The following is a 17,698-nucleotide window of genomic DNA, read 5'->3' as shown; positions in this document are numbered from 1 at the left end:
TTCAGAAAGAATATCGATGACCCAAACACCAAACGGGAATCCAGCCTCAAACAGTACACTTGTCTTTATCCAGAGCGATCCTAGGGAAAGCCCCAGACCGGCTGAAGCGGTCCGTGTCACAGCGGGGCTCGTTGGGGGGGAGATTCCTGTGGGGATCTACCTGTTCAAGGAGGCCCTGCCCCTCTTCATGGAAAATCTGGAAGACCTCGAAGATGGGGAAATCCTGATGAAATTCTGGACTGGATTTCCCGAAATGGGGGTTGAAATCTACTATGAACCGGAGGAAGGGACGAATCCGCCGGCAGGAGCATTGCCCATGACGCCAGATGAGCTCTCCGAACACATCACCCGATATTCCCAGTTCCTTTTTTTCTGAGGATTGAACATGACTCTTGTTCTGCTTCGAAGCCCCCTTGCCGAATCCCATCTCCGGATGGTTCAGTCCATCTTAAAAGACTCTCCGGAAAACAGGGCAATACTCCTGAATTCTTCCGTTGTTTGGCCTGGCGAATCCAATGGTCAGGTTCTGTCTGTCAAGGGTGAGTCACAAAATCATTATCCCGAAATTTCCTGGGATGAAACCTATGCCTTGATCAAGAAAGCTTCCCGTCTCCTTCTTCCCGCCAATATCTGATCGTTTATCACTAAAAAGAGACGGGAGTCCCCCTTCAGTCAAAAAAATCTCTCATGGTCTTGATTGAGGGGAAGGTTCGTCGCATGGTACTAATATCTCTGGCCCATGCAGGATTTCCTGTTTCGGGAACACAGGAAAACAGTCAGGGGACCCGGAAGAATGCTCTTGGAGTTTAAAAGAAGGGTGTCAGCAGATATGGAAAAAGAGCACCAGGATACTGGCAAGAATCCATAATCAGGATCCAATGAAAGTGAATGCACCCGCAAAAAGGCCCCCTGCTTGGGTTCCAGCCGTTCAACTCAAACCGCTCCTGTCTGTCGGACATCTCACCAATGCGGACTTGGGTCTTTTAAAATGGCGCATGAAATCCTCGGAAAATTCTGAAAAGACAGGGCATTCCATCCGGGGATCAGCCTCTTTGGAGGATCCCCCCCGGAAGGATCCATTCCCAAGCCGCTATCTTACGTTCAAAAAGTTCGCATTCCCGCTTTTCTTGGTTTTTCTGTTTCTTGTGGCCGGAAAAATTTCTGTTGCCAATTCAACACAAACACCAATCGAAAACTCTCTCCAACAGGTCGCCCCGAAGAGCAAGGAAATCTCTGTTGATGACGCGGTCAGGATTGCTCTCTCGCAAAACACTTCCATTTTGTCCCTGCGATCCACATGGAAGGCAAAAACATTTTTAGAAGAAACCGCCATAGCCCCGTCTGACCCCATCATCGAATTTCTTTACGGCGAGGGTAACCAGGGGGCCAACACCCCTTATGGTTCTGGAACCGGCTGGTCCATTTTCCAAAACATGCTCTTTCCAGGAAAATCATGGATCGACAAAAGCATATCGAAGTCTCAAGCATCTCTTCTCCATGAAGACTATATTGAAAAGCGCAGAAACCTCATCAATCAGACTGAAAAAGCCTGCTACACGCTTCTGCTGGATCAGGAAAGGCTTCGGGAAAATCGCCGGCTCATTGACTGGCTCAAACGTGTCCAGGAAATAACCAGGATAAGGGTTGTGGCCAATAAGGCACCCCTCCTCGATTATCTGAGTGCCAAAAATGCTGTCAAACAGGCAATATTGAGACGTATCACCTATAATCTTCAATTCTTGTCCGACAAACGTCAGCTTGATACTCTTCTCAATATTCCACTCAAAACCGTTATTCAGATACGATTGCCCGAAGTCCCCCAAAAACCTCCTGTCCATTTTTTACCGACCAAGGACCTTGACCTTTCCCTCGACAAAAAACGGCCTGACGTCAAAAAGCTTCAGGGATCTATCGAACTGGGCATCCAACAGCTTTCCAGGGCAGAGATGGACTATCTTCCTGACTTTCAGCTCCAGGGAGCTGAAGGTGACATCGGGTGTTATGGTTTTTCCAACACAAACTGTTACTCACTGGGCGTGAGTTTTAACTTTCCGATTTTTTTCTCTATCAAACAACAAAAAAAAATTGAATCTCTCAAGCAGACCATTTCCGCAAAAAAATGGCTTCTTCGCTGGCAAAAGTCCTTAGCTGTAACAGAATCTCTCAACTCCCAGACCAAAACAATCGTCGCCTTCAAAACCTTTGAAATAAACGATCAGGAGATCCTTCCAGATGCGGAACTGGCCTTTACACTGGCTCTTGGTGCGTATGAAAACCAAAAAATCAGTTTTTTATACCTCATTACAACACTCAATAACTTTCATCAGTCCAGGTATAACCGCTTCAAAAGTCTGATCAACTACTACAACGCCCTCTCAGATCAGGAAGCCGTAACAGCAAGCTCCCGATTCCTTGACGACTAGCATGACTCCCCGTTCTGGGCAAAATTTGACAAACTGACCATAGACAGAAAGCCGTTTCCACGCCTCTGACCTGACTTTCCATCCCATTCTGGATACATGCCATAAAGAGCGGAAAACATCATGGGAACATCTCTTATCCTCCCTCCTTGAGCAAGATATTCACAGAGTTCCAAGACAAAAACGGCTGAAAATGTTTTCTCGGTAAGTGATGCCTATTACCCAACGAGTTTTTCCTGCAGTCAAAAGCGTGATTGTCCCGGTTGTGTCTTGTATTTTTGTCCTGTTTAGAATATCCTAGCGGGATACTTGTCCTCTAAAAGAGTTATTTTGGGGTCAACTGGAGAGATGTCCGAGCGGCCGAAGGAGCACGACTGGAAATCGTGTAGGTGCCTAATAAGCGCCTCGAGGGTTCGAATCCCTCTCTCTCCGCCATTTTTCCCCCTGGGTCACCGGGAGACCTTCCGGGGGGGGCCAGGCTCCGTGCAACAGAGTGCCGTGAACTCCGCCAGGTCCGGAAGGAAGCAACGGTAACGGAATACTCAGTGTGCCCCGGAATCACCTGGTCTCCCTCCGAGGGCCTCCATACGACCACCCGATTGGATCCCTGATCATGTCAACTGTCATCTCCCTCGCCCGAAAATGGCGCCCCCAAACCTTTTCTGACCTTGTTGGACAGGAATCGGTTTTCAAGGCGATCACTTTTGCATTGAAAGCCAAAAACCTTCCGCAAGCCTATCTTTTTTCCGGAGACAGGGGAGTCGGAAAAACAACAGTAGCAAGACTTCTCGCAAAATCCATCAACTGCAAGGATGGTCCAACAACAGCTCCCTGCCTTTCATGCTCCTCCTGTCTTGAAATCGCAAAGGGTTCTTCACCTGATGTGATGGAAATCGATGGCGCTTCCAATACCAGTGTTGACGATGTACGTTCCCTCAGGGAAGGGATCCATTTTCTTCCCTTTTCGGGAAGGGCCAGGATCTACATCATCGATGAAGTCCATATGCTTTCGACTGCAGCTTTCAATGCCCTTCTGAAAACATTGGAAGAGCCCCCGTCCCATGTCATCTTTATCTTTGCCACCACCGAAGCCCACAAGGTTCCTGACACCATCCAGTCCAGGTGTCAGCATTTCAGATTCAGGAATCTCACCATACCCGAAATCAAAAATCAGCTTCAGAAAATATGCCTGGCCGAAGGACTCGACTTTTCTCCGGAAGTCCTGAACCTCCTTTCGCAAGCAGCAGAAGGCAGCCTGAGGGATGCACTGAGTCTCACAGACCAGATTCGGGCCCTTTCCCAGGGCGGAATATCCCTTGAGGATATTTCCCTGTTTTTGGGCATGACCCCAGCCCATCTGGAAAGAGATTTGCTGGACTCACTCCTTTCAGGAAAACTTCCGGACACACTCAAGATCGCGGAAAACCTGCTCTCAATCGGGATTGACCCCAGAAATCAATTAAAAAATCTTTCTAAGCGCACAAGAGACCTTCTGATGTCATCTGTCCTGGCGAGCCCCTTGACGGGAAAACCGTTCGAATGGATGCAGGAAGCCATTCCCCCGTCCTTTCTCACAAGAACCCCCTCGGAGATCTTCCTTGAACAGATGCTGACGCTCCTTTTAAGAGGAGAGGAAGAGCTGAGAAAATCTCCCCAGCCTTCGATCACCTTTCTTCTGATCCTTTGCCGTATCTGCCATCTCAAGGATGCAGAACCGCTTGCACAAATTCTTGCATCCCTCAGGAACTCCGTTCCGGACAACAGCAAAAGAGAAACCATTCCATCAAAACCAATTTCTCCTGAAGAGAAAGGGATGGACGGGAACCAGAAAAAGAATCCCGACATCCAACCTGAACAAAAGCCATCCCACCTCGATATCAGGATTCCGGGAGACTGGAAAAGATTTCTGAGGGAAATCAAGGGGCTCGAACCTCATGACCGAGAACTCCTTGAGGAGTGCCAGATCCAGAGAACAGATCCCAAAACAATCACACTGTTCGTCTCAAAGGCATTCTTTGAAAGCAGGGTCCGGGAACACATCCCGCTCCTCAGGGAATCCTTCCTCCAGCGCGAGGGGGAGGCCGTTACCATCCTGACAAAAGTGCAATCGCAAACGGGTGGCCCCAAAATCCAGTCACCTGTCGAACAGGCAAAAGATCATCACCTTGTCAAGGAAGCCCAAAATATTTTTGGAGCAGAGATCATATCGGTTAAAAACCAGAGCAGTCCTAAAAAAGACCCATAAAAAAGGAGATCCAGACATGATGCCGGACTTCCTGAAGAAGGCCATGGAAATGAAAGGAAAGATCGGACAAGTCCAAGAAGAATTGCAGAATGCACGTCTTATCGGAATCGCAGGAGAAGCTGACGGAGTGATCGTAACCATGAACGGGAAATCCGAAGTTCTCTCCATCACGATCACACCAAAGCTTCACCAGGAGGCCTCAAGAGAAGACCTTGAAAGGCTTCTATGCCAGGCAATCAATCAAGCTGGAGAAAAAGCGCGAACCCTCATGACCAAATCCATGCTTGAAGCTTCCGGCATGCCCGGTGGATTGCCGGGATTTCCCGGCTTCTGACAGATCGCCCTATGCCGCAAAAACCCGGTGACCGAAACCCCTCCCCTTACCCGATGCCATTCTATCGGGTCATCGAGGCATTAAGAACTCTTCCCGGAATAGGTGTCAGGACAGCCACAAAACTGGCTTTTCATCTTCTGAAATCCTCAGATGAGGAGGTCTTTGCACTTTCAGGTCATCTTTCTCTCATGAAGAAAGAGCTGGTCCTATGCTCAGTCTGTCAGAACATCAGGGAACTGCCTGAGAACGCCAGCACCGATGACACCGTTTGCACCCTGTGCAGGGATCCTTCAAGAGATGATGGACTGATCATGGTCGTCGAGGATGTCCAGACACTTTATGCCGTGGAACGGTCCGGAGAGTTTCAGGGGCTTTACCATGTTTTGATGGGACGCCTTTCCCCCCTTGATGGAATAGGACCTGATTCCATAAGGATCAAGGAACTTATTTCCCGAGTGGAAACCGGCCAGGTCAGAGAAATTATCGTTGCGACTTCTCCCACAACGGAAGGGGAGGCAACAGCTCTCTACATCTCCCGACTTTTCAAGCCGGTCGGCATCAGGATCAGCCGTATCGCTTTTGGTATTCCGGTCGGCCTTGAGCTTGAATATGTTGATGACATGACCCTCATCCGTTCAGTCGAAGGCCGAAGATTGATGTGATCTTGGGAACCACCCCATGCTTTTAAAGGAGCCCCTATTGGAAACAACTCCATCCGAAATCACCCAGTCCGTCGAAGAACTCGAAAACGCGATCAAAAGACGGCGGACATTCGCCATCATTTCACATCCGGACGCTGGCAAGACAACCCTTACGGAAAAACTTTTGCTTTATGGAGGAGCCATTCATGTTGCTGGTTCCATCAAAAGCAGAAAGGCCCAGCGCCATGCGACGAGTGACTGGATGGAGATCGAGCGCCAGAGAGGAATCAGCGTCACCTCCAGCGCTCTCCAGTTTGATTACAAAGGGTACGGAATCAATATCCTTGATACCCCGGGCCACAAGGACTTCAGCGAAGACACCTACCGGACACTTGAAGCCGTTGATTCAGTCATCATGCTTCTGGACGGAGCCAAGGGAATCGAGCCACAAACATTGAAACTCTTTGAAGTGGCGAGACTCAGGAACCTGCCCATTGTCACCTTCATCAACAAGGTCGACAGGGAAGGCGTCCCACCATTGGACCTTCTCGCCGAAATTGAGCGCACACTGAATATACGTGCCATTCCCCGGAACTGGCCCATCGGAACGGGGCGTGACTTTCGTGGTGTCTATGATTTGATCGACGGAACAGCCCACCTGTTCACCTCTCTCGAGCATGGCGGACAAAAATCTGAAGAAAAGATCCTTCCAGCCGGTTCACCGGAACTTTCCAATGTCCTGGGTACTATCGGTCTTGCGAACGCATTTGAAGATGAGCGCGAACTCCTGCTGATGGAACAGAATCTATGGGACACCACTCTTTTTCAAAAAGGAGACGTTACCCCCGTTTTCTTTGGAAGCGCTCTGAATAATTTTGGCGTCGAAATGTTTCTGGAAGGATTTCTGCCCCTTGTGCCACCGCCGCAACCCAGAGCCTCAAGCCAGGGACCAATCGAACCCTCGAATCCCGTTTTTTCTGGCTTCATTTTTAAAATTCAGGCCAACATGGACCCACTTCACAGGGATCGATTTGCGTTTTTAAGAGTTTGTTCAGGAAAATTCAAGAAAGGCATGACGGTCCGGAACAATAATACCGGACAAGAAATAAAGCTCACAAAAACACTTCAGTTCCTCGGACAACGAAGGGAACTTGTGGAAGAAGCTTTTCCGGGAGATATTGTCGGACTTCATGATCCGGGGGTCTTTCATATCGGGGATACTCTCTGTGAAAAAGGGAACTTTACATTTGAGGGGATTCCGCATTTCTCCCCTGAATATTTTTCCAGGGTCCAGATAGAAGACCCCATGAAAAGAAAGCACATGAACAAGGGACTCCTGCAAATCGCCCAGGAGGGTGGAATCCAGATCTTCAGCATGGACCAGGATGGGGAGCGGGACATGATTGTCGGTGCGGTCGGAATGTTGCAATTTGATGTTCTGAAATTCCGGCTTCTTCATGAGTACAAGGCCCCGGTCAAGCTCGACACGCTAGGATATGATCGCGTCAGGTGGATCACGGGAGAAGATTCCATGATCCGCGCTCTGGCAGGAACTCTCGACACGCTTCTTGTCTATGATCAGGATAAAAAGCCGGTTGCTCTTTTCAGAAACGAATGGGCACTCAGGTATGCTGTGGAAAAATATCCGAAACTCACCTTCCATGGAACTTCGCCCAGAACATTTACCCCTTGACAGAGGATTTCTGCGTGGCCTCCCCCATGGCAGGTTCATCAGTATTTAGCCTAGTCTCCCGTTCCCTGGACGGTTTATGTCAGGGAACGGGAGGAATGCGCTTCTCCTTCATCATCTGTTAGGAATTGAGACAGGAAACAATGTTTCCTGTGATGGGTCTATGAAAAAAATATTGAAGGTCAAACTGACCCCGACCAAAGAACAGGCCAAGTCTCTTCTGGAGACGATCGAGACCTTCAACGACGCCTGTAACTGGATTTTCAGAAAGTCCTTCGAGGCCGGAACACCGTACCAGATGAAACTCCACCATATGGTCTATTTTGAAGTGAGGGAGAGGTTTCCCGCCCTCACCTCCCAGATGATCGTCCGGGCCATTGCCAAGGTCTCCGACAGCTACAGGACGGAGAAGAAATCGCTCCACTTTTTCAAGAAACATTCCGCCATGGAATACGACAAGCGTCTTCTGTCTTTCAAGTCCCTCTCCCACGCGTCCATGGCCACGGTCCACGGACGGATCACCGTTTCGTGGCAAAAGGCACCGGACGCGGTATTGCCCTTGAGGATCTCAAGGGATTCAACGGCCGGACAATGGTTGGAAAGAGCCCAAAGGAACGATTCGGAAAATGGGCGTTTGACCAGTTGAGATGCTTTATCACCTATAAGGCTGTTCTGGAAGGGGTTTCCGTGGTTCTGATTGATCCATGAAACACCTCCCGCTCATGCTCTGTCTGTGGACATTGCGAACAAAACAACCGAACGTCTCAAGACCAATTCTTCTGTTTGACCTGTAAACACACCGAACATGCGGACATCAATGCCGCACGGAACATTCGCTTCAAGGCCGCAATCAATCGGCCTATCGCAGTCTGAATCGAACGTTTGAACTTTACCCCCCCACTACAGCCTCGGCTGAGTGGCGGGTCGTTGATCCACAAACAGGGTACGGATGGGATAAGGGATATTGACTCCCTCCTCAAAAAATGCCTTGCTCAGGGAGAAGCCAAGATCACTGGTCACCTGATAGCGGACAGTGGCATCCTTAAGCCAGAAAACAAGATCCAGATCATAGGTTGACTCACCGAATGAGGCGAACCATACGTCCGGGGCCGGATCCTTCAGAACCAACGGATGGTTCCCCGCCACTTCCTTCATGATTCTCACCGCCGACTCAAGATCCTTTTGGGTCATCCCAACGCCTACCTTGATATGCGTCCGGATTTTAGATTCCAGATGGCTCCAGTTGATAACCTTGTTTGAGATGAAATGGCCATTGGGAACGATAACGGCGATATTGTCGGTGCTCATGATGACAGTACTTCTTGGGCGAATTTCCTTGACTGTTCCAACAATGCCATCGATTTCAATAATATCTCCCGGCTGAACAGACTTTTCGGCAAGAATCACTCCAAGGGCGATCACGTTGGCAGCAACTGACTGAAGTCCGATCCCGAATCCAAGGCCAACCATTCCAAGGACACCCTCAACGGATGTCAGCTTGACCCCAATATTATCAAGTGCCAAAAGCCCTGTGAGGAAAAGGACAATCGTTCCCGCAAGCTTTGATCCCAGCAAAATGAGATTTCTGGATTGGCTACTGGACTCCCTCTCGGCCTTGATATTCAAGGCTTTCATCACGGCACGCCGGACAAGAATACCAAGGATGATGATCAGGAAAAAATCAACAAGACCCGCAATTGTAACAGGAGTTTTTCCCAAGGAAAAAAGAATTTTTTCATGATGTTCAGAGAAGGATCCTGAAGGAAGCATCTCATGGAGGCTTGCAAGATGCGCCTTTAATTCATCAGAGGGAAACATGGCAAGAACTCCTTGGGCCAGAAAATCTCACAGAAAGTCCATGAATGATCGAATCGGGGAAGATACGGGGAAACACAAATGGCGGAGAGGCAGGGATTCGAACCCTGGGTGGGGTTTTAGCCCCACATCCGCTTAGCAGGCGGACGCCTTCGACCACTCGGCCACCTCTCCAAAATCACTACTGGTCTCGAACATTTGTTCAAAATAAACACAATACAGTATAAAGCCCCCTACCATCCGGTCATGAGGCTGATCCATTCATCTCGAATGTCAAAAACAGGACGGTCCGGCTAGCGGGAGCGGCCACAAAGGATACCCCAAAACGAGACAAACATTCAATACAAAAACCATTATTCAGTGATACCAACACCACATTTACCCCATACTCAGGACCTTCTCCCTGCTCGGGAACAAGTCAAAAAAAACTTGAACCTTTCCGGCCGACAGAATGAAGCGATCAGATCGGACTAACGCTTCAGGAGTTTGGAGGAAGGATCTTTGGATCTGAATGGAAACACACACTGGGGCAAATGGATTGACCCAACAGGGGAAAGTGGGCGAGACGCATTCTGGCTCTCACCGGAAGCGTTCTGAAAAGAGATGGGATTTGGCGGAGGGGGTAGGATTCGAACCCACGGAGCTTTCGCTCTACGGTTTTCAAGACCGCCGCCATCGACCACTCGGCCACCCCTCCAAACGGCTGAAAATGTACCACAAAAGAAGATGTTCTTCCACACTCACTCTAAGCGAATCTTTGAAAAACCTGACAACACACGCTCAGATCTTAAAAAAGCAAACCGCTAAGGTCTTGCAGGAGCCCTCAGGTTACCAGAATTTCCGGAATTTATTCCCCCGGACTGGGGAATGATTCCGGGAGCGCCCTGGGGAATATCTCCCTGATCCGGCGCAAGCAACGGATTGATCGTCTGATCCTCTTTTTCATGTTTTTGAGGATGCTCGGGAGCAATCAGCGTTTTGATCCAGGTAATGGCCCGCAGTGTCCCCCCATCTTTTGGGTTGAGCTTTTTTGCCTTCAGTTCTTCCATAAGGGCTTCCTGGTAAAATCCCAGATGAGCCAAGGAAATGCCCAGAACCATATGTGCCTGATCATCAAAAGGATTCAGGCGGACAGCCTGCTCTTCCGCTTCTCTGGCAAGACTCCATTTTGCGAGCGAAGCGTACGCCCAACCGGTCGCCTCCCATGCAGACTCGTTTTTGAGGTCTGAGGCGAGAACAATTCTCTCCTCCCGGATTTCCTGCTTGAAGTGACCCGTATTTCCTTCGGCAATGCCCAAGGAAATACGGGCTGGCACATATTGTGGGTTATTGGAAAGGGCCTGTTTTTCTTCATGCACAGCTTCTTCATTCATTCCAAGCTTTCCATAGGCAATTCCTGTCAGAAAATGCACACTTGCATGGTCAGGATAACGGCGATCGAGTTTTTTAAGCTCAGGTAGCGCAAGACCGGCTTTTCCTTTCATAATAAGCGCGGCCATTTTTGGAAGCTTCTTCTGTAATTCCACAGGATCAGATGGGGTCGCAAGGGGAATGGCCCAAAGTGGCAGGGGAACAATTGAAAGGAAAAAGGTCGACAAAAGACCGGACAATAATTTTTTCATTTTTCGATTCTATCAGAAACAACCCGTTTTTCCAGATTAAAAAAGGTGATATATGTCACAATTCGAAAAAGATCAGTATTTTATGGAATTGGCGATTTCAGAAGCAGAAAAAGCTGTCCTGATCGACGAAGTCCCGGTTGGAGCCGTTCTTTTATTGGGAGACAAGGTCCTTTCGACTGCTCATAACGCTCGCATAAGTACCTTTGACCCAACAGGACACGCCGAAATACTTGCAATTCGAAAAGCTGCCCAGACAATCAAAAATTACAGGCTCACTGGAGCCTCCCTTTACGTCACTGTCGAACCTTGCCCAATGTGCTTTGGAGCGATCATGGAAGCCAGAGTCACAGAAGTTGTCTTTTCTGTCAGGGAACCCCGATCCGGAGTCATGGGCTCTTTGTATGACCTCCAAAACGACCCAAGATGGTCTCATAAAATTATTGTCCGGGAAGGTATTCTCGATGGACCTGTTCAAGAACTGCTTCGAAATTTTTTTCTTAAAAAACGTTTGGGACCACAAGACCATCTATGATAGAATCAGGAAAATCTGTGGAGAGATGGCCGAGAGGCTGAAGGCGGTTGACTCGAAATCAACTCTGGGGGGAACTCCAGCGGGGGTTCAAATCCCTCTCTCTCCGCCACCCGTCCGGGAAATCCCCATATGTCTGAAAAACAGAACAGGAGTGGGAGAATGGCACCCCAATCCAAAATCAACCTGAACGCCATCATGGAACCGATCTCAAAAGCCACCAATTCTCCCATGGTGTTGATCGACCATCTGTTCCGGATTGCATGGATATCCGATTCTGCCTCGCAGTCGTTGGGACTGACAACCGAAAGCATCGGTTCTCTATGTCCGGACTCCCTGGAGGGGAAGATTTGTTCCGGGAGCTGCCAGAAAATATCCCATTTCTTTTCCAATCCATTATCGGAACGGGGGATTCCCCAACCATGTCTTGAGCCAACATTTGGCAATATCAGCATCAATACGGAAAGGATCAGCTCCGATCTGAGCGGCTATCCACTTCTCCTCAAATCGTTCCAACCCTTATTGCATGACTCCCTCCCGAAAAACCAACAGCATACTTTTGTCGCATCCAGAGACTGGGCAGAACCCTTTCTGGAAAAACTCACACGTATCGCAAAAACCGAAATCCCGGTGCTACTTATTGGAGAAACAGGAACTGGCAAAGAATGCCTCGCCCGTCTGATCCATGAAAGAAGCCGCAGATCTCATGGCCCCTTTGTCGCACTTGATCTTTCTGTCATTCCGGAGACCCTGGTGGAAGACGCACTTTTCGGCCACCAGAGGGGCGCCTTTACCGGAGCTGTTTCTTCCCAGAGCGGGAGACTTTCCCGAGCGCATGGCGGCACACTCTTTATTGATGAAATTGAGAATATTCCCCCTGCTGTCCAGACGCGATTATTGCGATTTCTGGAAGATGGCAGCTTTGAGCCCATGGGTTCGAACCAGTCCCAAGCCATCTCGACAAGGATCATTGCCGCAACAAACGAGGACCCTGAAAAGCTTCTTCGGGAAGGACGGATGAGACCGGACCTTTTCTATCGCCTGAATGGACTCTCCCTCCAGATTCCTCCCCTCAGGAAACGAACCGAAGACCTCCCCATTCTTGTCGAACATTTCCGTTCGATCTTTCAAAAACAAAACAGGAGTTCCTCATCTTCATTTTCATCAGAAGCCATGCAGGCCCTTTCCTCTTATCACTTTCCCGGAAACATAAGGGAGTTGAAACATTTGGTAGAGTCTGTCCTGGCCGTTTCCGATCCACATAGGCCCATAGAACTTTCGGACCTGCCGGAGTCCGTACAAAAGGGGTCCACCGGGTTCTATCCACAGACAGATAAAATCCATGAGGAAACCCATCCCTATTACGAAGATTCTCTTGACCCGGAACTGTTTGAACGTCGCAGAATTGAAAAAGCCCTTCGCTCTTCAAACGGGAAGATCGAAGCAGCAGCGTTTATTCTAGGAATCAGCAGAATTACGCTTTGGCGTCATATGAAACGATTGAACATGAAACAAAACTCGTTTCATTTTTGAAACTATGAAGAAACATTGTTTCGCAACATTGATTCAAGAAAGAAACATTCACATAGCCGCAATTTCTCCTTATAAAAAATAATACTATCCCGCAATAACTTAATTCAAAAATTCTCCTCATCATTTCTGGGCATACCGCTTGCTTAACCACTTTCGTAACCATCCGCACAGGATTGGTACCACATCAAAACCATTCATAATGGAAGCCCTAGCGGGTTTTTAAAAGGAGCCGGACAATGAACAAACAAGCATCAGTTGGTGCAGCCCCAATGGTCCTTTTTGCCTTTATTACCGTTTTCCCTGTTCTTCTTTTTGTGATTTTCGAGAAATTTCAGGCTCCCCTTATCGGTGGTATCGGAACCTTCTGATTGATCGAAGCAGGGTTCCCATTCATAGGATGGGGACCCTGTTTTCAGTTTCTATAACCTGATACTCCCTTACGTCCATTCCATCGTATCCGGTCCGATTTCCCCCATACCTTTCCGCAACCCCATGAACCGGCCATTTTCCAATCTTTCAAAAGATCACGGGCATACACCATTTTCCACGATGCTTTTTCCTTTTTCTGTTACCATCTTTAAAAATAAGCCGGACTCATTGAATATTTTCTTGCACCATTTTATGATCGCAGTTATTCAGACAATGAAAGGACAAAGTGATTGAAAGAACCGACAGATTTCGACAAGAAAACGGGAAAAGACCCCGATGGGGAAGCTCTTTCCAGATTGATTGATGTCATTGGACGACTTCGTGGACCTGAAGGATGTGCGTTTGACCGGGCACAGACTCTTCCGAAACTTCTTGAAGACCTACGGGAAGAGTTTCATGAGCTGGCTGATGCAATCTCGACAGACAACTTGCCTGAAATTTCATCAGAGATATCAGATCTCTTCACTGTTCTGCTCTTCATGCGACAAATCCTCTGGGAAAAAAACGGCCTTCTGACATCAGATCTTTTCAACATGTCCGCAGACAAGATGATTCGTCGGCACCCTCATGTGTTCCTTGAGCCCAATCCTGATAAGAAAATTGAGGCTATATGGGAAACATGGGAAGCAATCAAAAAAACCGAAGAAGAACATCAGGACAGAAAATCGATGCTTGACGGTATCCCGAAATCAATGTCGGCACTTGATGCTGCACAAAAACTTGGCAAAAAAGCGGGTCGGGTGGGGTTTGACTGGGTATCCGCAGATGGTGCATGGGAAAAAGTCGAAGAAGAGCTTGAAGAACTCTCTCAAGCGCGCCATGAATCTCCTGATCGACTGAAACACGAACTGGGAGATTTGCTTCTGGCACTATCCTCCTATGGCAGGCATCTCGGAATCCGGACGGAAGAGGCACTCCTCCAGGCCAACAAACGCTTTAGGGATCGTTTCCATCAAATGGAGCTGGATGCTTCCCTCTCTAACAGAGCCCTGTCATCGCTGTCACCGGAAGAGTGGAACGACATGTGGATTGAAGCCAAGAAAAAAGAGGGATCCGGATGACTGAAAACAAGATGAAAGAACTCATCAAATCCATCGGTACCGGCCCCAAGGGGTCAAGAGGTCTTTCACGTGATGAAGCTTTTGAAGCTTGTCAGCTGATCTTGTCAGGAAGTGCAACACCTGCCCAAATTGGAGGATTTCTACTGGCATTAAGGACAAAAGGAGAAACATCGTCTGAAATGGAGGGTTTTCTTCTCGCACTCCAGTCCTTCCTCAAAATTCCTCCTTCAGCAACACCTCTCAAGGCACTTGATCTCGGGTGCCCCTATGATGGCCACTCAAGGAGTCCGGGCTTATGGATTCCAGCTGCCATACTCGCATCAAGGGCAGGACTTCCTATTGTTCTCCACGGCTACCAGGATCTCCCCGCAAAGTTTGGTGTTGGCCTGATCCCCCTTTGGAAGAATCTGGGACTTTCCGTTTCCAGACCGGAAAATGCCTTATCGGATTTAGAAAAAAATAGCATTGTCTGTCTGTCACAGGAGGATATCACTCCCGAGCTCGCCCGAATGGCCCCGATCAGAAGGGAGCTCGGCCTTCGATCCCTTTTCAACACTGTCGAAAAAGCCTTGAACCCCATGAATGTCTCTCATTTGGCGATCGGATATTTCCACGAAACGATTCTCCCAGCCATGGAATCCATGGTCAGGGCAGCCCATCCTCATGCAAAAGTAACCTTCGTTGGAGGGCAAGAGGGGAGTATTGGACTCTTTACCCACAGAGCTACAAAAATCGTTCCAGTCAACTCCATTCCGGATCTTGTTCCGGAGTTTCTCCCACCGGTTAATGAAAAGGTTGAACCCATCACCGTTCCTCCGACAACGGAGGCTTATACACTGTACTATCACGAACTCATCAAGAACCCTCTTCATCCTCATCGAAAGGCATTGATCTGGCAAGCAGCCACGTTGTTAATGATGGGAGGTTTAACCTCCCAAATGGGAGAAGCGCTGAGTCTGATTGGAGATCCCGGGAAGGGAATCGATTGGTAATAGATCTCTCCGAAACGGAATCCCCCTAGACTCCGGGAAGGGACCTGATGAAAAAAACGTTACTGGTAAACGACCTCAAGATTGGGATGACCGTTGTAGGAGTTGATCGAAACTGGTTTGAGACAACCCTTGTCTCTCATCATTTTACGATTCGCTCAAACGAAGATATTGAGCGGCTCCGAAAAAACGGAATCCAGAAGGTCTCGGTCGAATTTATTGTGGATAAAGGGCACATAGCCAAACAGGATTCCCCCTCCAAAACGGTCAACAAAAAACCTGACACCATCAATAGTGAATCGCTCCCTCCACCGGAAGAGGGTACAACAGAACTTCCGGAACCGATCACAAAGGAACTCTCCGAAATCGAACGAATCCAGAAAGAAACAGCCTTTATTCTTGAAGGATCTTTCAATGAAGCCCGCATGGGCAGGGCGATGGATACAAAGAAAATCCGGGAAATGGTCCGGCAAACGATCGACATGATTCTTCAGAACAAGAGCTCTACCTCATTTCTTGCAGACATTTCCGGAAACGATGATGAGACGTTTGTTCATTCAGCCAATACAATGATGCTCGCGGTCGGATATGCCATCAGAAAAAAATATCCTGAAGAAGAATGGATGTCATGGGGCATGGCTGCCTCACTCCATGATCTTGGGAAAATCTTTATTCCGATGGAGATCCTTAAAAAACCTTCCCGTCTCACGCCGGAAGAGTGGGAGCAGATGCGAAAGCATCCTCTTTTGGGCTCCCAGTTTCTGAAAAAATCTCCTGAACCTGATCTTCGAAATCTCGCGGCAAAGGTCGCTGTGGAGCATCATGAGCGTCACGGAGGAAAGGGATATCCTTATGGTCTGGAACTTCCAAGCATTCACCCTGTTTCTCAGGGAATCATGGTCCTTGATGTCTATGAAGCGCTAACCGCCGACAGGGTCTACCGAAAAGGCATGACTCCCCACAAGGCCATGTCCTTCCTTCTTCAGAACAATATGGGGCTTGACCGGGATATCAGCCGGACACTCGCCAATATGGTAGGGATCTATCCCGTGGGAACGCTCATTGGAGTGTCAGGGGGGGAGATTGGAGTTCTTCTGGGTTACCAGGGAGATGACGTCGTGACAGGAATGGCCAAAATTCTTGTTCTTTTTTCAGCACGTCAAACTTTTCTGGAGAAACCCTACACCATTGAACTCGCCATCGGGACAAACGAACGACATTTTCCGACCTATTCGACGCACGATATCGGGATTACTCAGAAGCAGCTGATCAGCTATATTCTGAAATTTTCACAAGCATGAGCCTGGAGAGAGTGATTTCAGTCCTCAAAAAACGTTCAAAATGATTGATTCGGTATTTCACTGAAGTCACCCTCCAGGGGAAGGTCCAATTCATCGGTTACTTGACTTTTTTGACCAGCAGTTCCCAGTATCCATCGGATTTTTCTGTGCCGATATATTGCTGGCCAACCTTGGAAATCCAGGCCGGAATATCCTTGGCTGATCCCTCATCAGAGGACAACACCTTCAAAACAGTTCCAACGGGCTTGACCGAGATGACCCGGATCAGCTCCATAAGAGGGCCAGGACAGTAAAGCCCTCTTGCATCAATCACCTCGTCTGGTTTTACAGTTTCTTCACTCATGATTCTCTCCCTATCTCTTTTTCACCTTCAGACAAAGAGTACCTGTCCCCCTTCAGCTTTTCCCAAAAATGTCGCGACACCAACCACCTCATCAAAGACCGGAACCATTTCCTCCAGTTTTGAGTCGATCAGGTCAAGCGCCAACGCACAGGCAAAGACCTTCAATGACCCCATCTCTTTTCCCTGAATCAACAGATCGGAGAAGAGCGGAGCCTTCTTTCTGATTGCTGCCTGCCCCACTTCACCAATTTTGGGAAAACTGCGGTCAGCGACCGTCTTTTGACGAAAACAGGTCATTGCCGCCATCGTGACAAAAACATTGACCTCTATCCCCGAGACTGAAGCAACAGAAGCCATCATGCATCCAGCCTGAAGTTTTTCAAACTCGTCCGAAGCCAGAACCACTGATAGTTTTTCCACAACCGCCCCCTCTTTTAATCAAAAAGAACAACAAGGATCCACCTCTTTGCCATCATAACATTTTTGAGCCAATGGTCGAGAGAGATGAAAAAGACGCTTTATAAAAAACAGGACGGGAATTAGAATGGACAGAAGGCTCCAGAAGAATGCACAGAACAAGATTCAACAGAAAGGTTCTCCCTTGATCAGAAAACGCCTCATGACCATCGGAATCATCATTTTCATCGCAGCCATCCCTTCAGCCATAGGCCCTGTTTTCCTCGGTCTTGTCAGAGATGACATTCACGCCCATTCCTTTGTGGGAGATACAGGACTTCAAGTGATTA

The 17,698-nt window shown here is 48.5% G+C and carries 18 protein-coding genes, 4 tRNA genes, 1 other RNA gene and 1 pseudogene; 18 read left to right on the top strand and 6 right to left on the bottom strand.

Annotated elements, in window-relative coordinates:
* Window positions 1–16 precede the first annotated feature (16 nt).
* From LFE_RS01160 to LFE_RS14310, 11 genes and pseudogenes are all read left to right on the top strand, one after another.
* A complete protein-coding gene (locus LFE_RS01160) occupies window positions 17–376 on the top strand; it encodes a hypothetical protein (protein WP_014448445.1) in 360 nt (119 codons plus the stop codon).
* A 9-nt stretch (window positions 377–385) separates the two neighbouring features.
* Window positions 386–634: a hypothetical protein gene (locus tag LFE_RS01155; protein WP_014448444.1), complete on the top strand. Its 249-nt coding sequence runs from the start codon at window positions 386–388 to the stop codon at window positions 632–634.
* A 244-nt stretch (window positions 635–878) separates the two neighbouring features.
* Entirely contained in the window at window positions 879–2,423 is a 1,545-nt protein-coding gene (locus LFE_RS01150; RefSeq protein WP_014448443.1) for a TolC family protein, read from the top strand.
* A gap of 339 nt (window positions 2,424–2,762) precedes the next feature.
* Window positions 2,763–2,855: transfer RNA gene (locus LFE_RS01145), tRNA-Ser, on the top strand.
* Between the two features lie 37 nt (window positions 2,856–2,892).
* An RNA gene (gene ffs, locus LFE_RS13405) (signal recognition particle sRNA small type) lies at window positions 2,893–2,991 on the top strand.
* Window positions 2,992–3,033: 42 nt separating this feature from the next.
* Window positions 3,034–4,665, top strand: a complete 1,632-nt coding sequence (gene dnaX, locus LFE_RS13500; protein WP_014448442.1) for a DNA polymerase III subunit gamma/tau — start codon at window positions 3,034–3,036, stop codon at window positions 4,663–4,665.
* 16 nt (window positions 4,666–4,681) lie between these two features.
* The gene (locus LFE_RS01135; protein WP_014448441.1) at window positions 4,682–4,999 is read left to right on the top strand and encodes a YbaB/EbfC family nucleoid-associated protein; all 318 of its coding nucleotides are present in this window, start codon (window positions 4,682–4,684) and stop codon (window positions 4,997–4,999) included.
* 11 nt (window positions 5,000–5,010) lie between these two features.
* Window positions 5,011–5,661, top strand: a complete 651-nt coding sequence (gene recR, locus LFE_RS01130; protein ID WP_014448440.1) for a recombination mediator RecR — start codon at window positions 5,011–5,013, stop codon at window positions 5,659–5,661.
* Window positions 5,662–5,698: 37 nt separating this feature from the next.
* The gene (locus tag LFE_RS01125; RefSeq protein WP_014448439.1) at window positions 5,699–7,333 is read left to right on the top strand and encodes a peptide chain release factor 3; all 1,635 of its coding nucleotides are present in this window, start codon (window positions 5,699–5,701) and stop codon (window positions 7,331–7,333) included.
* 160 nt (window positions 7,334–7,493) lie between these two features.
* Window positions 7,494–7,976 (top strand): hypothetical protein, encoded by a 483-nt coding sequence (locus LFE_RS01120; protein WP_232502541.1) that lies wholly within the window; start codon window positions 7,494–7,496, stop codon window positions 7,974–7,976.
* Between the two features lie 110 nt (window positions 7,977–8,086).
* A pseudogene (locus LFE_RS14310) lies at window positions 8,087–8,203 on the top strand (zinc ribbon domain-containing protein); the annotation flags it as partial.
* A gap of 27 nt (window positions 8,204–8,230) precedes the next feature.
* Here the strand turns inward: LFE_RS14310 and LFE_RS01115 are convergent.
* From LFE_RS01115 to LFE_RS01100, 4 genes are all read right to left on the bottom strand, one after another.
* Window positions 8,231–9,148, bottom strand: a complete 918-nt coding sequence (locus LFE_RS01115) for a mechanosensitive ion channel family protein (protein WP_014448437.1) — start codon at window positions 9,146–9,148, stop codon at window positions 8,231–8,233.
* Window positions 9,149–9,227: 79 nt separating this feature from the next.
* Window positions 9,228–9,319 (bottom strand) — tRNA-Ser (locus tag LFE_RS01110).
* A gap of 437 nt (window positions 9,320–9,756) precedes the next feature.
* Window positions 9,757–9,842, bottom strand: a tRNA-Ser gene (locus LFE_RS01105).
* Window positions 9,843–9,948: 106 nt separating this feature from the next.
* Window positions 9,949–10,767, bottom strand: coding sequence for a tetratricopeptide repeat protein (locus tag LFE_RS01100; protein WP_041773919.1), 819 nt, complete (start codon window positions 10,765–10,767; stop codon window positions 9,949–9,951).
* Between the two features lie 52 nt (window positions 10,768–10,819).
* Here LFE_RS01100 and LFE_RS01095 point away from each other — a divergent pair, with 52 nt between their 5' ends.
* From LFE_RS01095 to LFE_RS12810, 7 genes are all read left to right on the top strand, one after another.
* Window positions 10,820–11,299, top strand: a complete 480-nt coding sequence (locus LFE_RS01095) for a nucleoside deaminase (protein WP_014448435.1) — start codon at window positions 10,820–10,822, stop codon at window positions 11,297–11,299.
* A gap of 19 nt (window positions 11,300–11,318) precedes the next feature.
* A tRNA-Ser gene (locus LFE_RS01090) sits at window positions 11,319–11,408 on the top strand.
* A 50-nt stretch (window positions 11,409–11,458) separates the two neighbouring features.
* Window positions 11,459–12,829 (top strand): sigma 54-interacting transcriptional regulator, encoded by a 1,371-nt coding sequence (locus LFE_RS13495; protein WP_014448434.1) that lies wholly within the window; start codon window positions 11,459–11,461, stop codon window positions 12,827–12,829.
* A gap of 236 nt (window positions 12,830–13,065) precedes the next feature.
* Window positions 13,066–13,197 (top strand): hypothetical protein, encoded by a 132-nt coding sequence (locus tag LFE_RS14460; RefSeq protein ID WP_014448433.1) that lies wholly within the window; start codon window positions 13,066–13,068, stop codon window positions 13,195–13,197.
* A 291-nt stretch (window positions 13,198–13,488) separates the two neighbouring features.
* Entirely contained in the window at window positions 13,489–14,319 is an 831-nt protein-coding gene (gene mazG, locus LFE_RS01080) for a nucleoside triphosphate pyrophosphohydrolase (RefSeq protein ID WP_014448432.1), read from the top strand.
* The gene (locus LFE_RS01075) at window positions 14,316–15,311 is read left to right on the top strand and encodes a glycosyl transferase family protein (RefSeq protein WP_014448431.1); all 996 of its coding nucleotides are present in this window, start codon (window positions 14,316–14,318) and stop codon (window positions 15,309–15,311) included. Before mazG ends, LFE_RS01075 begins: the two co-directional genes overlap by 4 nt.
* A gap of 47 nt (window positions 15,312–15,358) precedes the next feature.
* Window positions 15,359–16,609 carry an HD-GYP domain-containing protein gene (locus LFE_RS12810; protein WP_014448430.1) on the top strand — a complete coding sequence of 417 codons (1,251 nt, stop codon included), beginning with the start codon at window positions 15,359–15,361 and terminating at the stop codon, window positions 16,607–16,609.
* 97 nt (window positions 16,610–16,706) lie between these two features.
* Here the strand turns inward: LFE_RS12810 and LFE_RS01065 are convergent, their stop codons facing one another.
* Together LFE_RS01065 and LFE_RS01060 are read right to left on the bottom strand one after the other, a co-directional pair.
* Complete coding sequence (locus LFE_RS01065; RefSeq protein ID WP_014448429.1) at window positions 16,707–16,952, bottom strand: sulfurtransferase TusA family protein; 246 nt, start codon at window positions 16,950–16,952, stop codon at window positions 16,707–16,709.
* A gap of 27 nt (window positions 16,953–16,979) precedes the next feature.
* Window positions 16,980–17,372 (bottom strand): DsrE/DsrF/DrsH-like family protein, encoded by a 393-nt coding sequence (locus LFE_RS01060; RefSeq protein WP_014448428.1) that lies wholly within the window; start codon window positions 17,370–17,372, stop codon window positions 16,980–16,982.
* Window positions 17,373–17,698 lie beyond the last annotated feature (326 nt).

The sequence above is a fragment of the Leptospirillum ferrooxidans C2-3 genome, assembly GCF_000284315.1.
Taxonomy (GTDB): Bacteria; Nitrospirota; Leptospirillia; order Leptospirillales; family Leptospirillaceae; genus Leptospirillum; species Leptospirillum ferrooxidans.
Note: the sequence above shows the minus strand (reverse complement) of the source record. Positions and strands in the feature narration are given on the sequence as shown.

What these genes read in the sequence shown, in the direction of transcription:
- LFE_RS01160 (WP_014448445.1), top strand. Translation starts at nt 17, where the DNA reads ATGACCCAAACACCAAACGGGAATCCAGCCTCAAACAGTACACTTGTC.
- LFE_RS01155 (WP_014448444.1), top strand. Translation starts at nt 386, where the DNA reads ATGACTCTTGTTCTGCTTCGAAGCCCCCTTGCCGAATCCCATCTCCGG.
- LFE_RS01150 (WP_014448443.1), top strand. Translation starts at nt 879, where the DNA reads ATGAAAGTGAATGCACCCGCAAAAAGGCCCCCTGCTTGGGTTCCAGCC.
- dnaX (WP_014448442.1), top strand. Translation starts at nt 3,034, where the DNA reads ATGTCAACTGTCATCTCCCTCGCCCGAAAATGGCGCCCCCAAACCTTT.
- LFE_RS01135 (WP_014448441.1), top strand. Translation starts at nt 4,682, where the DNA reads ATGATGCCGGACTTCCTGAAGAAGGCCATGGAAATGAAAGGAAAGATC.
- recR (WP_014448440.1), top strand. Translation starts at nt 5,011, where the DNA reads ATGCCGCAAAAACCCGGTGACCGAAACCCCTCCCCTTACCCGATGCCA.
- LFE_RS01120 (WP_232502541.1), top strand. Translation starts at nt 7,494, where the DNA reads ATGAAAAAAATATTGAAGGTCAAACTGACCCCGACCAAAGAACAGGCC.
- LFE_RS01115 (WP_014448437.1), bottom strand. Translation starts at nt 9,148, where the DNA reads ATGTTTCCCTCTGATGAATTAAAGGCGCATCTTGCAAGCCTCCATGAG.
- LFE_RS01100 (WP_041773919.1), bottom strand. Translation starts at nt 10,767, where the DNA reads ATGAAAAAATTATTGTCCGGTCTTTTGTCGACCTTTTTCCTTTCAATT.
- LFE_RS01095 (WP_014448435.1), top strand. Translation starts at nt 10,820, where the DNA reads ATGTCACAATTCGAAAAAGATCAGTATTTTATGGAATTGGCGATTTCA.
- LFE_RS13495 (WP_014448434.1), top strand. Translation starts at nt 11,459, where the DNA reads ATGGCACCCCAATCCAAAATCAACCTGAACGCCATCATGGAACCGATC.
- LFE_RS14460 (WP_014448433.1), top strand. Translation starts at nt 13,066, where the DNA reads ATGAACAAACAAGCATCAGTTGGTGCAGCCCCAATGGTCCTTTTTGCC.
- LFE_RS01075 (WP_014448431.1), top strand. Translation starts at nt 14,316, where the DNA reads ATGACTGAAAACAAGATGAAAGAACTCATCAAATCCATCGGTACCGGC.
- LFE_RS12810 (WP_014448430.1), top strand. Translation starts at nt 15,359, where the DNA reads ATGAAAAAAACGTTACTGGTAAACGACCTCAAGATTGGGATGACCGTT.
- LFE_RS01065 (WP_014448429.1), bottom strand. Translation starts at nt 16,952, where the DNA reads ATGAGTGAAGAAACTGTAAAACCAGACGAGGTGATTGATGCAAGAGGG.